Raw genomic sequence first — 12,552 nt, 5'->3', positions numbered from 1 at the left:
CCCGCAACCTTTGATGACTTTTACGAATGAATTACCGCAACCTCACCCCGTCCATGTCGTTATTGCTGGCCTTTGAGGCTGCCGCCCGGCATGAAAGCTACACCCGCGCCGCCGTGGAGTTGTCGCTGACCCAGAGCGCGGTCAGCCGCCAGGTCCAGGCGCTGGAGCAGCAACTGGGGGTGATGCTGTTTCGCCGCGAAGGCCGCACAGTCAAACTCACCAATGTCGGCCGCCTGTATCAGCGCGAAATCGCCGAGGCCCTGGGCCGGGTGCGCAGCGCCACGTTGCACGCCATTGCCCACCAGGCCGGCGGCGGCAGCCTGCGCCTGGCGACCCTGCCTACCTTTGGCTCGAAATGGCTGCTGCCGCGCCTGCATGCGTTCTACCGCAGCCATCCTGAGGTGATGGTGCATATCAATTCACGGATCGAACCGGTGGACTTCGCCACCAGCGGCATCGACGCCGCCATCATAGTGGCCACCAGCGACCTGCCCGGACTGATCTGCCATCGCCTGCACGCCGAAGAACTGATGGTCATTCTTTCCCCCACGCTGGCCGCCACTCGCCCAGCGTGGAGCCCCCAGGACATCAGCCAGCAGGTACTGCTCAGCGTGGCCAACAACCCCAATGCCTGGGGCGAGTGGTTCACCCACCACGGCCTTGCACACCAGGCCATGCGCCTGGGGCCGAGTTTTGAACTGACTTCGCACCTGATCCAGGCCGTGCGCGCCGACATCGGCATCGGCCTGGTGCCGCGTATCCTGATCACCGAAGAGCTGGCCAGCGGCGAACTGTGCAGCCCTGCCCTGCCTTATGCCAGTGCCCGCAGTTATTACCTGGTCTATCCACCGCGCAATCAGGCGTTACCGGCGCTGCAAGCGTTTCGGGAATGGTTGCTGGACAAGGCTGGAAAGGGACTGGCCGATTAATGTAGTCAAGAACCGACTGCCTGATAAACAGATTTGCTTTAAAAACGCCAGTTGATACTTCAACCCCATAAAATGGCACGCTTATTATTGGCGTCAACTTATTTAAGCCAGCAACTACTGGCGAAACCCGGGCCCAGGCACTGACAGTAGAAATGTAACTTACGATTAATCACAAAGGCAGTAGACACGCCGTTCGACAGCGGCTACCACGCGCTTCAGAGCCCCCATTCCTAGCAAATTGCCATTATTTTTACGGCGCAGTCCTACACATAGAAAAAGAGCAGCTATGTTGCTAATTAACAGGTCCGCAACGGACCTCCGGTGCGCCGAAGGTGTCCCTGATGAAAACAACAATAATGGTTGCCGCTGTTACCGGTGCGCTAACAAGCGCCCTGCCTGCCCTTTCCGTTGCCGCACCCTCTACTGACCCGGTGTTTACGGTGGGCCTGATCGGGAACTATAGCGAACTGGAATTTGAAGGCCAACGCTCCAGCGATACGGAATATATACCTGAAGGTGGCCTGTTCATTAACTACGGCAATAAACTCACGGCGCAGAGCGGTCTGGTTTATCACGCCGAGCTCAGTGGCCAGTACGTGGAGCGCCAGGGAGAGCGGGTCAAGGACGCCCAGGCCGACCTGGACCTGGGCTGGCGCATGGCACTGGATGACAGCAACTTTATCGATGTGCTGCTGGGCGCAGGCTACAAATGGAACCGCTTTCACCCCGACTACAGCAAGTACGACATTGACCTCACCAGCCGCACGCCTTTCGCCAAACTTGCAATTGGCTATAACCATCTTTTCACCACGGCCACCGTGCGATTGGAAGCCGGCGTGCGTAAAACAACTGATGGCGATTCGCAGTTGGATATCAGTCGCGTCGGCGATGACAGCCTGGACTTGAAAGATACCAGCAACCCCTATGCCGAACTGCAGGTATTGTTCAATCAGCAGGGGAACTTCCCGGTGATGGCCACGCTGTACTACAGCCATTTCAAATACGCGCTGGATGGCCAGTTCCTCATCAACAACTTCGACAAGCAAACCCGAAATGAATATGGCGCCAAGCTGGGCTTGGTGTTCTGACGCTTGCGGGTCAAGCCTTCGGCTGATGGCTGGTCACGCAGTGGATGCCACCGCCGCCCGCGGCAATGGCGTCGATGTTCAGTTGCACCACTTCGCGGCCGGGGTAGCACTGTGACAACAGGTCATAAGCAGCAGCGTCTGCCGTGTTGTCACCAAACTCGGGCGCAATGACCGCACCATTGATGACGAAGTAATTGATGTAACCGGCGGCAAAGTCAGGGTTGTTCCTGCTGAATTTGCTTTTGCGCGGTTTGAGCGGTGGCGACAGGGTAAGCACCTGCAAGGGGCGACCCTCGGCATCGGTGGCCTTTTTGAGGATTTCCAGGTGGGCCAACGTGACCTTGTGGTCGTATGAATCGGGATCGGTGTCGAGGTTGGCAATCACGACCCCGGGTTTGACGAAGCGGGCATAGAAGTCGACATGGGCGTCGGTAATGTCCTTGCCCTTGATGCCCGGCAGCCAGATGATTTTGCGCAGGCCCAGGCGCGCCTTGAGTTCTTTCTCGACTTCGGCCTTGCTCCAGTCGGGATTACGGTTGCGATTGATCCAACTGCTTTCGGTCATGATCCCCGTACCGTGGCCATCCACCTCGATACCCCCGCCCTCGCCCACCAGCTCGCTCTGGATGTAGTGTGCATCCGTCCTGTCGGCGACCAGCCCGGCCAGCTGCGCATCGTCTTCGTGCTGCTGCTTGTTGCCCCAGCCGTTGAAGTTGAAGTCCACCGCACCCACGCCGCCCTCGTCATCGATGACAAAGTTGGCGCTGGTATCACGCATCCACACATCATCCAGTTCGGTAATGACGTAGGTGATGTTGGCGGTGCCGCAGCGCTCCTCGGCAAGCGCCCGTTCGTGCTTGCGGCAGAACACCGTGACCGGCTGGTAATGCGCGATGGTGCGGGCGATCTCGCCGATGGCTTGCTGCACGTCGGCGGTAAAGTCTTCCCAGATGTCTTCCTGGGCGCCAAAGGCGATAAACGCCCGCTGGTGGCGGTCACCTTCATCGGGCATGCGCCAGGTGCCCGCGCTGGCAGCGTGGGCGCGCGCGGGGTTGAGACCGAGCCCGAGCGCCACGGCCGCGCTGATGCCGGCAACGACCGAAGCCTGTTTGATGAAGTCACGACGCGTCGTCATAGATGAGTCCTTGAAGGGTTGCCGGAGCACTTACTGCGCGGTGGCGGTCTTGAATTTGGTCCAGGTGCGCATGCGGGCGCGCATGTCGGCCTGAGGAATGTCCTGGCCTGGAATCAGCCGCTCGTACGTGGCCTCGTCCAGGTAAATGTCCGGGTTATTGCGCATGCTCGCCTCGACATCCGGGCGCGCCTTGGCGTTGGACGTGGGATAGCCGGTGAAGTTACTGATTGCAGCCATGTTCTGCGGGCGCATGACAAAGTTGATGAAGGCATAGGCGTACTCCGGATGCCTGGCGTCCACCGGAATCGCCATGGTGTCCATCCATAAGGTAGTCCCCTCCCTGGGAACGCGGTACTGGAACCGGGTGGTTTTGCCGGCACTGTCGGCGGTGCGCTGCGCCTGGGTCATGTCACCGCTGTAGCCCAACGACAGGCATAGGTTGCCGTTGACCAGATCGGTCACCGGCTGGGACTGGAACTTGCGAATGTAAGGCCTAATCCTGAGCAGTACCTCGCTGGCCGCGGCCAGGTCTTCACGTCGCCCACTGCGCGGTTCGCGGCCCAGGTAATTGAGCACCACCGCCAGCACTTCATCGGGCGAGTCGATCATCGAAATGCCGCAGTCGGCGAACCTGGCCGCAAGCTCCGGTTTGAACAGCATGTCCAGGCTGTCGACCGGCGCATCGGGCATGCGCTGGCCGATCTGCTCGGCGTTGTAGGTCAGGCCGATGGTGCCCCAGGTATAAGGCACGGTAGCAGGGCTTGAATGCACATAGTGCGTGCGCAGTTTTTGCAGGCCAGGCTCGATATCGTTCATGGCGGTGAGCCTGGATTGATCCAGCACCTTCAGGCCGCCGGCACGCATCAGGCGCTCAGCCACAGTGTCGCCGGGGAAGATCAGGTCATAGCCGCTACCGCCAGCCATCAGCTTGGCTTCCAGGGTTTCGCTGCCGTCCATGACGTCATAGATCACCTTGATACCGGTTTCGGCGGTGAACCTGGCCAGGGTGTCCTCGGCAAAGTAGTCGGCCCAGTTGTACAGCCGCAGGGTTTTCTCTTCGGCGTGCAGCGATGCCATGCTGCACCCCAGGGCAAGGCCCAGCACGCACAGCAGACGGTTGTGGGCAGCGTTCATATCAGACTCCTTGGGCGTTCCAGCGAGCATTGAGGTGACGGCCGTCCTGGCTCAACAGCGGTCCGTACATTTCCGGCCGGCGGTCGCGGTAAATGCCCCAGCTCAGGCGCTCTTCGGCCATCGCTGCCAGGTCCAGACTGCTCAGCATCACACCGGTACTGCTGCGGTCGGCCTCTGCCAACAACTTGCCCTTGTGGTCGCAGATGAAGGAGGAGCCATAGAAGTCCATCTGCAAGTGCGCATCGGTGGTCGCCACTTCCCGGCCGACACGGTTGGCCGCCACCACCGGCAGGATGTTGGCGGCGGCATGACCGCGCATCGCCATCTGCCAGTGATCACGAGAATCCAATCCAGCACAGCCAGGCTCCGAGCCGATGGCGGTGGGAAACAGCAGGATTTCGGCGCCCATCAATGCCAGGCAGCGGGCGGTCTCGGGAAACCACTGGTCCCAGCAGATGCCCACGCCAATGCGCCCGGCAGCGGTGTCCCAGACCCTGAAGCCGGTATCGCCGGGACTGAAGTACTCCTTCTCCTGGTAGCCGATGGCGTTGGGGATGTGGGTCTTGCGGTACACACCGAGCAACTGCCCATCGGCATCGGCCACGCTCAGGGAATTGAACCAGGCGTTGCCGGCCCGCTCGAACCAGCTCAACGGCAGCACCACTTCCAGTTCCCGTGCCAGTGCGGCGAAACGCTTGAGTACCTTGCTGTCGCGGTACTCCTCGGCCAGCGCCAGGTGCTTGTGGCTTTGCTCGATGCAGAAGTACGGCGTGGCAAACAGCTCTTGCAGCAGGACCAGCCGGGCGCCCTTGGCTGCGGCCTCTCGCACCAGCTGCTCGGCGTGGTCGAGGTTGTGTTCAAGGTTCCAGGTGCAAGGCATCTGGGTGGTGGCGACGGTCAGCAGGCTCATGGCATCAACCCTCCACCGGCCAGGCCGGCTGCTGCTGGGTGATGCAGTGCACCCCGCCACCGCCATGGGCCAGGTGGTTGATGCGCACCGGTACCACTTCGCGCCCCGGAAACGCCTGGGCCAATACCTGCGCCGCCACGTGGTCGGCATCGATGCCGTAGGCCGGCATGATGATCGCGTGGTTGGCAATGTAGAAGTTGGTGTAGGAGGCGCAGAACACTTCGGCGTCGGTGTCTACCGCTTCGCTGGCCTCAAACAGTTCGATCAGCTCGAAGGGGCGGCCCTGGGCATCGGTGGCCAGCTCCAGCGCACGACGGTTTTCCCGTACCACCTCGGCGTATGCCGAACCCTGGTCATGGGTGGCGTCCACCAGCAACACGCCGGGGCGAGCGAAGGCACACACGCCATCGACATGGCCATCGGTCATGTCGCCGGTCACGTAGTCGGGATCGCCCGGCAGCCAGATGGTTTTCTTGATGCCCAGCAAGCGGTTGAAGATACGCTCCATTTCGGCCTTGCTCATGCCCGGATTGCGATTGGGGTTGAGCAACACCGACTCGGTGGTGATCAGCGTGCCTTCGCCGTCGACATGTATGGCGCCGCCTTCGTTGCTCAAGGGCGTGCCGAAGCACGGCAGGCCCAGGCCATTGAGTACGCGGCGGGCCAGGCCTTCGTCCAGGTCATGGGCCGATTTGCCGCCCCAGGCATTGAAGCGCCAACTAACGCCCGCCACACCCTGCTGTGGGTGGCACACAAAGCTTGGGCCCGAATCCCGGCACCAGCTGTCGTTCACTGCCAGCGCGATCAACTCGATGTTTGGCCCGCACAGGGCCTTGGCACTGGCCACCGCAGCAGGGTCGACCACCAGCTTGACCGGCTCGAAGCGGGCGATGGCGTTGGCCACGCGGGCAAAGTCTTCCTGCACTTGCGCCAGGGTCACGCCCCAGCCCGACTCCCACAGCGCCTGGTTGTGGGGCCATACCATCCAGGTTGCCGCGTGCCGGACCCACTCTGCCGGCATCCACCACCCTTCGTTACGCACGTCGCTCTGTTGCATGACAAATACCCTTGAGTTAAGCCATTGTGTTCAATGAAAACTGCCTTGGCGGTCTTGGCATGCATGCTAAGGCTGTAAAAACGGGCAAACAAACGATGGATTTTGCAGAAAACTGATTAGGAAACCTTATCAATGCTCAAGCACTGGCCCCCACTGAGCAGCCTTCGCGGCTTTGAAGCGGCCGCCCGATTGGGCAGCTTTCACAAGGCGGCCGAAGAGCTGCACCTGACCCAATCGGCCATCAGCCAACAGATCCGCAGCCTTGAGGCCTACCTGGAACAGCCCTTGTTTTTCCGCAGCGGGCGCAGTGTCAGCCTGACCGATGCCGGGCACGACCTGCTCAGCACCACCCAGGCAATGCTGCAGCAATTGGCCGTGGGCATCCGTCGCCTGGGGCAATACCAGAAGCCCAATCAATTGGTGCTCAACACCACCCCGGCGTTCGCCCGGCACTGGCTGCTGCCGCGCCTGGGTGACTTTCGCCGCCAGCACCCGGAGGTGGATTTGTGGATCTTCACCACCGACGAAGTGCCCGACATGGCCAGCCAGACCATCGACCTGGCAGTGCGCGATGACATCAGCGCCCAGGCCGAATGCAGCTTCAAAGTGCTGCATGCCGACCGCCTCTATCCGGCGTGTCACCCCAGCGTGATGGCGCTGCCTCGAGAGCAACGCACCACCTTGCATGGCGAGCGGGAGATGGACTGGAGCCACTGGGCGGTAGAAGCCGGCGTCGATGTCGGCCAGCAAGACCAGGGGTTGAATTTCTCCGACCCAGGGCTGTTGCTCGATGCCGCGATCTCGGGGCTGGGCGTTGCCCTGGTCAGCGAACTGCTTAGCCAGCAGGCGCGTGAAAACGGGCTATTGCAACCCTTGGTGGAGCAGACCATTCGCGGCCCGAACTGGGCCTTGCTGACCCATCGCGACAGCGAACACGACCCCTTGGCGCAAAGCTTCAGTGGCTGGTTGCACGACAACCTGCAAGGCGCGGGTACACTACCGGCAACTTGACCCTGGCGCGGAAACCCTGCATGAAAGTTGGCGTGATCTCCGACACCCACGGCCTGCTCCGCCCTGAAGCGCTGGACGCCTTGAGCGGTTGCGAGCGGATCATCCATGCCGGCGATATCGGCAAGCCGGAAATACTCCAGCAACTGGCGGCCATCGCGCCCTTGCAGGTGGTGCGCGGCAACAATGACCTGAACCTGGCCTGGGCCGGCAGCCTTGCCGACCACCTGCGTTTCACGCTCAACGGCTGGCAGGTGCTGCTCGTGCATGACATTGCCGATGTGCCAGCGCTGCTCGATGACGGCATCCGGCTGGTGATCACCGGCCACTCGCACAAGCCTTTGATCGAATGGCGCGGCGGGCGCTTGTACCTCAATCCGGGCAGCGCCGGCCCCAGGCGGTTCAAGTTGCCGGTGACCCTGGCGTTGCTTGAAGTACTGCCCGAATTGCTGGAGCCGCAGCTAGTCTCTTTGGTGGAGTGACCCTTCACGCAAGCCCCGGCAAATTATGTACTAACTTGTTAATTAGCTTGCTAAGGGTATAATTCGGCCACCCCCCCTTCGAGTTTTTTTCGATATGAAGCACGCACCGCGCGCCGCTGGCGCCTCCTCATTCATCCTGGTTGGCCTGGGCGTGATCATCGCTCTGCTCGGCCTTGCACTGGCCGCTGGCGGTGTAAAGCTGGCCGGCCTGGGTGGTTCCTGGTACTTCTTGCTCGGCGGTCTGGCGATGGCGGTTTCCGGCCTGCTGATTGCCCGCCGCAAGCCTGCCGGTGCCTGGTGGTTCGCCGCCTTCCTGGTGGCCACCGCGATCTGGGCCCTGGCCGATGTGGGGCTGCAGTTCTGGCCGCTGTTCTCGCGCCTGTTCATGTTTGGCGCGATTGGTTTTGTCGTCACGCTGGTCTATCCGCTGCTGGCCCGTGCCAACGGCGCCACGCCGGGCCGTGGCGCCTATGGCGTAGCCGGCGTGCTGGCCGTTGCGCTGGTCATTGCGGTGATCAATATGTTCGTCGCTCACCCCAGCGTCGCGCCGACCGGCACCGGCCCGGGCATCACCCCGGTAGACCCTGCCACGGCGCAAAAAGACTGGGCCCACTACGGCAACACCGAGGGTGGCAGCCGCTTCGCAGCGCTGGACCAGATCAATCGTGACACCGTCAGCAAACTGCAAGTGGCCTGGACCTACCACACCGGTGACGTGGCCCTCAGCGACGGCAACGGTGCCGAAGACCAGTTGACCCCGCTGCAGGTCGGTAACAAGGTGTTCATCTGCACCCCGCACAACAACCTGATCGCTCTCGATGCCGATACCGGCAAAGAGCTGTGGAAGAATGAAATCAATGCCAAGTCGGCCGTGTGGCAGCGTTGCCGCGGCATGGCTTACTTCGATGCCACGGCCCCCGTCGCCCAACCGACCCAGCCTGACAGCTCGGCGATCATCGCCGCCAGCGTACCGGCGGGTGCCAACTGCCAGCGCCGCCTCCTGACCAACACCATCGACGCCCGCCTGATCGCGGTGGATGCCGATACCGGCGCGTTCTGCCAGGGCTTTGGCAACAACGGCCAGGTTGACCTCAAGGCCGGCCTTGGCAATGTGCCCGACAGCTACTACCAACTGTCGTCGGCGCCGCTGATGGCCGGCACCACCGTGGTGGTCGGCGGGCGCATTGCCGACAACGTGCAGACCGACATGCCCGGTGGCGTGATCCGTGGTTTTGACGTGATCAGCGGGCAGATGCGCTGGGCCTTCGACCCAGGCAACCCCGAAGACCGCAACGCCCCGACAGGCGACGCCACCTACGTGCGCAGCACGCCCAACAGCTGGGCGCCGATGTCCTACGACCCGGCCATGAACACCCTGTTCCTGCCCATGGGCAGCTCGTCCACCGACATCTATGGCGTGGAGCGCACCGCGCTGAACCACAAGTACGGCGCTTCGGTGCTGGCCCTGGATGCCAGCACCGGTGCTGAAAAGTGGGTGTACCAGACCGTGCACAACGACCTCTGGGACTTCGACCTGCCGATGCAACCCAGCCTGATCGACTTCACCAAGGCCGATGGCCAGTCGGTGCCTGCAGTAGTGATCGGCACCAAGGCCGGGCAGATCTTCGTGCTCGACCGTGCCACGGGCAAGCCGTTGACCCAGGTCGATGAAGTACCGGTCAAGGCGGGTAACATTCCCAACGAACCCTACTCGCCGACCCAGCCCAAGTCGGTAGGCATGCCGCAGATCGGTGCCCAGCAACTGACCGAAGCAGACATGTGGGGTGCAACGCCGTTTGACCAACTGCTGTGCCGCATCGACTTCAAGAAAATGCGCTACGACGGCCTGTACACAGCGCCCGGCACCGACCTGTCGCTGAGCTTCCCCGGCTCCTTGGGTGGCATGAACTGGGGCAGCCTGTCTACCGACCCGGTGCATGGTTTTATCTTCGTCAACGATATGCGCCTGGGCTTGTGGATTCAGATGATCCCGTCGCAGAACAAGGGCCAGGCCGCCTCCGGTGGTGAAGCGCTGAACACCGGCATGGGCGCGGTACCGCTCAAGGGCACGCCGTACGCGGTGAACAAGAACCGCTTCCTGTCGGTGGCCGGCATTCCATGCCAGGCACCGCCTTTCGGCACCCTCACCGCCATCGACATGAAGACCCAGAAAATCGCCTGGCAAGTACCGGTGGGCACCGTCGAAGACACCGGTCCCCTGGGCATCCGCATGCACCTGCCGATCAACATCGGCCTGCCGACGCTGGGCGGCACCCTGTCGACCCAAGGTGGCCTGGTGTTCATTGCCGGCACCCAGGACTTCTACCTGCGCGCCTTCAACAGCGGTAATGGTGAAGAAGTCTGGAAAGCTCGCCTGCCCGTGGGCAGCCAGGGTGGACCGATGACCTACGTGTCGCCCAAGACCGGCAAGCAGTACATCGTGATTACGGCCGGTGGCGCGCGTCAGTCCACCGATCGTGGTGACTATGTGATGGCTTACGCGTTGCCTTGATTCAACCCTTTTTTGCGGGCAAGCCCGCTCCTTGCAGGAGCGGGCTTGCCCCACGATCGCCTCAAAGATTCAGGAACACCCCTCAATGCTTTCCGCTTTGCGCATTACCTCCTGCCTGCTCACCACCCTTGTCAGCACCACTACCCTGGCCCAGGACGCCACCCTCACCGGTGACTGGGGCGGCCTTCGCCACCAGTTGGACGAACAAGGCATCAAATTCACCGGCGACTACAGCGGCGAGACCGCCTATAACGCCAACGGCGGCCTGCACCGCTCGGCGCGCTACTCGCAGAACATCAAGCTCGGCGTGCAGTTCGACCTGGAAAAACTGTACGCCGTGGACGATGGCGGCAAGGTCCAACTGACCCTCAACGACCGTCGTGGCAACAGCGCCTCCGAAGACCTGGTGGGCAACCGCCTGCCGATCCAGGAAAACTACGGCGGCCTCTACACCCGCCTGACCGAACTGAGCTACGAGCGCACGCTGTTCACCCCGGCCCTGAACGTCAAGCTTGGCTACATGGCCATGGGCAACGACCTGGGCGGGCTGGACAGCGGCATCCTGTGCAACTTCATGAACGCCGGTTTCTGCGGGCATCCGCTGAACATGTCGGGCGGTAGCGGCTGGACCAACTACCCCAACGCCCACTTGGGGGTACGGGTCAAATACGACCTGTCGCCGGCCTGGCAGCTACGCGTGGCGGCATTCAATGTCGACCCCGAAAGCAACGGCAACGCCAGCCGTGCCTGGCACGTGGGCCCCAAGCACACCACCGGCACCGTGGTGCCGCTCGAGCTGGTGTACAAACTCGCGGGTGACCTGCCTGGGGAATACAAGCTGGGTTACTACTACGACAGCTCCGATGCCAAGCGTATTGGCAGCGACGATGAAGTGGCCGGTCGGGGCGGTCATTACCTGCTGATCGATCAGGCCGTCTGGAACTCCCAAGCTTCAACGGGCCGCAGCCTGCACGTGTTCGGCCAGTACTCGGCCGCGAGTGCGGCGGCGTCGCCCTTCAAGACCTGGTATGGCACAGGCCTGGTGCTGTACAAGCCGTTTGCAGGCCGCCCCCGCGATACCGTTGCCCTGGGCTATGGCCGTGCCGTGCCCAACCCCCGCAGCCGTGACGTGCAACAGGACGCCGCGCTGGCCAACGGCGAGGCGTTCCCCCACCTGGACAGCGCCGAACAGCTGATTGAACTGAGCTACGGCTACCAGGCCACGCCCTGGCTGACCTTGCGCCCGGATGTGCAATACATCATCGAGCCGGGGGCGTTCTCGGGCGAGCAGATCGACAACGCCCTGGTACTGGGCTTGCAGGTCAAGGCCACGTTCTAACGCGCCGCCACTGCCTCGATCTCCACCTGCATGCCTCCCAGCGCGAGCCTTGGCACCGGGATCAACGTGCAGGTGGGCTTCATGTGCGGGCCCCAGGCGCGGTCGGACTCAGCGACCCACTGACGCAGTTTTTCAGCCGAGTGATCGACGATCAGCAGCGTCAGCTTGAACACATCCTCAAGCCCCGCGCCGCGCGACTGCAACGCCGTCTGCAGGTTGGCCAGAGCCTGGCGGGCCTGGTCGGCAAAGTTGGCTGAAAGCCGCCCCTCGACGTCCTCCCCCCCTGCCCGGCGATATACAGCAGCATCGCCCCGGGGCTTACCTCGGCGACGTGGGAATAGGCGTTGGCGCTGGGGTCGTAGAGGCCCCGAGGGTTGGACAGGCGAAAGGTGCTGGGCATGAGGGAGGCTCCTGTGTGGAAAGAGCCTGCAGTGTCGAACCTCGACTTAACTTCAGGTCAAGCCCCTGCACGCGTAGCCGCTGCCGCCAGGCTGCGATCGGCCGCAAAGCGGTCGCAGAGTTGCCAGGCGGTAGCGGCTACCAAGTGCCTGCTATCATCCTGCCTTCACCCCAACTCGATGAGCCCTCTCAATGCACCTCGCCCCCGCCATCCCGGTTCTGCGCATCTTTTCGGTGGAAAAAGCCAAGGAATTCTATTTGGACTTTCTCGGCTTCACCCTCGACTGGGAACACCGTTTCGAACCCGCCCTGCCGCTCTATGTCCAGGTCCATCGCGACGGGCTCATCCTGCACCTGAGCGAGCACCACGGCGACAGCACGCCTGGCTCTACCGTGTTTGCACGCGTCGAGGATATCCAGGCCCTGCAGCGCGAGCTGATTGCCAAGCAATACGGCTATTCGCGCCCCGAAGCCCAGCACGTCGGCTGGGGCCTGCAAATGGAAATCGCCGACCCGTTCGGCAATCGCCTGCGTTTCTGTCAGCAGATCGAGGACTGAA

Annotated in this window: 11 protein-coding genes and 1 pseudogene; 7 read left to right on the top strand and 5 right to left on the bottom strand. The window is 62.3% G+C overall.

Annotated elements, in window-relative coordinates:
- Window positions 1–26 precede the first annotated feature (26 nt).
- Complete coding sequence (locus H621_RS0100405; RefSeq protein ID WP_028941477.1) at window positions 27–929, top strand: LysR substrate-binding domain-containing protein; 903 nt, start codon at window positions 27–29, stop codon at window positions 927–929.
- Window positions 930–1,270: 341 nt separating this feature from the next.
- On the top strand, window positions 1,271–2,017 hold the full coding sequence (locus tag H621_RS0100400; RefSeq protein WP_028941476.1) for a hypothetical protein: 747 nt from the start codon (window positions 1,271–1,273) through the stop codon (window positions 2,015–2,017).
- 10 nt (window positions 2,018–2,027) lie between these two features.
- On the opposite strand, the gene H621_RS0100395 is transcribed toward H621_RS0100400, so the two are convergent.
- Genes H621_RS0100395 through H621_RS0100380 form a run of 4 tightly spaced genes read right to left on the bottom strand, consistent with a single transcriptional unit; the run spans window position 2,028 to window position 6,253 of the window.
- Window positions 2,028–3,152, bottom strand: coding sequence for an agmatine deiminase family protein (locus tag H621_RS0100395; RefSeq protein WP_028941475.1), 1,125 nt, complete (start codon window positions 3,150–3,152; stop codon window positions 2,028–2,030).
- A 30-nt stretch (window positions 3,153–3,182) separates the two neighbouring features.
- Complete coding sequence (locus tag H621_RS0100390) at window positions 3,183–4,286, bottom strand: extracellular solute-binding protein (protein WP_028941474.1); 1,104 nt, start codon at window positions 4,284–4,286, stop codon at window positions 3,183–3,185.
- A gap of 1 nt (window position 4,287) precedes the next feature.
- Complete coding sequence (aguB, locus tag H621_RS0100385) at window positions 4,288–5,196, bottom strand: N-carbamoylputrescine amidase (protein WP_028941473.1); 909 nt, start codon at window positions 5,194–5,196, stop codon at window positions 4,288–4,290.
- Window positions 5,197–5,200: 4 nt separating this feature from the next.
- Window positions 5,201–6,253: an agmatine deiminase family protein gene (locus H621_RS0100380; RefSeq protein ID WP_028941472.1), complete on the bottom strand. Its 1,053-nt coding sequence runs from the start codon at window positions 6,251–6,253 to the stop codon at window positions 5,201–5,203.
- Window positions 6,254–6,385: 132 nt separating this feature from the next.
- Here H621_RS0100380 and H621_RS0100375 point away from each other — a divergent pair, with 132 nt between their 5' ends.
- The 4 genes from H621_RS0100375 (at window position 6,386) to H621_RS0100360 (ending at window position 11,594) form a co-directional block, all read left to right on the top strand.
- Window positions 6,386–7,264 (top strand): LysR substrate-binding domain-containing protein, encoded by an 879-nt coding sequence (locus tag H621_RS0100375; RefSeq protein WP_028941471.1) that lies wholly within the window; start codon window positions 6,386–6,388, stop codon window positions 7,262–7,264.
- Between the two features lie 20 nt (window positions 7,265–7,284).
- Window positions 7,285–7,743 (top strand): metallophosphoesterase family protein, encoded by a 459-nt coding sequence (locus H621_RS0100370; RefSeq protein ID WP_028941470.1) that lies wholly within the window; start codon window positions 7,285–7,287, stop codon window positions 7,741–7,743.
- A 94-nt stretch (window positions 7,744–7,837) separates the two neighbouring features.
- Complete coding sequence (locus H621_RS0100365; RefSeq protein WP_028941469.1) at window positions 7,838–10,255, top strand: glucose/quinate/shikimate family membrane-bound PQQ-dependent dehydrogenase; 2,418 nt, start codon at window positions 7,838–7,840, stop codon at window positions 10,253–10,255.
- An 85-nt stretch (window positions 10,256–10,340) separates the two neighbouring features.
- Window positions 10,341–11,594: a carbohydrate porin gene (locus H621_RS0100360; protein ID WP_028941468.1), complete on the top strand. Its 1,254-nt coding sequence runs from the start codon at window positions 10,341–10,343 to the stop codon at window positions 11,592–11,594.
- On the opposite strand, the pseudogene H621_RS26715 reads toward H621_RS0100360, so the two are convergent.
- Window positions 11,591–11,994, bottom strand: a pseudogene (locus H621_RS26715) (RidA family protein). The gene H621_RS0100360 and the pseudogene H621_RS26715 sit on opposite strands and share 4 nt — an antisense overlap.
- A 191-nt stretch (window positions 11,995–12,185) precedes the next feature.
- On the opposite strand from H621_RS26715, the gene H621_RS0100345 reads away from it, so the two are divergent.
- On the top strand, window positions 12,186–12,551 hold the full coding sequence (locus H621_RS0100345) for a glyoxalase superfamily protein (RefSeq protein WP_028941467.1): 366 nt from the start codon (window positions 12,186–12,188) through the stop codon (window positions 12,549–12,551).
- The last annotated feature ends 1 nt before the right edge of the window (window position 12,552 follow it).

Origin of the sequence: Pseudomonas vranovensis DSM 16006, from assembly GCF_000425805.1 — a bacterium.
GTDB lineage: Bacteria > Pseudomonadota > Gammaproteobacteria > Pseudomonadales > Pseudomonadaceae > Aquipseudomonas > Aquipseudomonas vranovensis.
The sequence above is the reverse complement of the archived record's forward strand: the minus strand, read 5'-3'. Positions and strand labels throughout refer to the sequence as shown.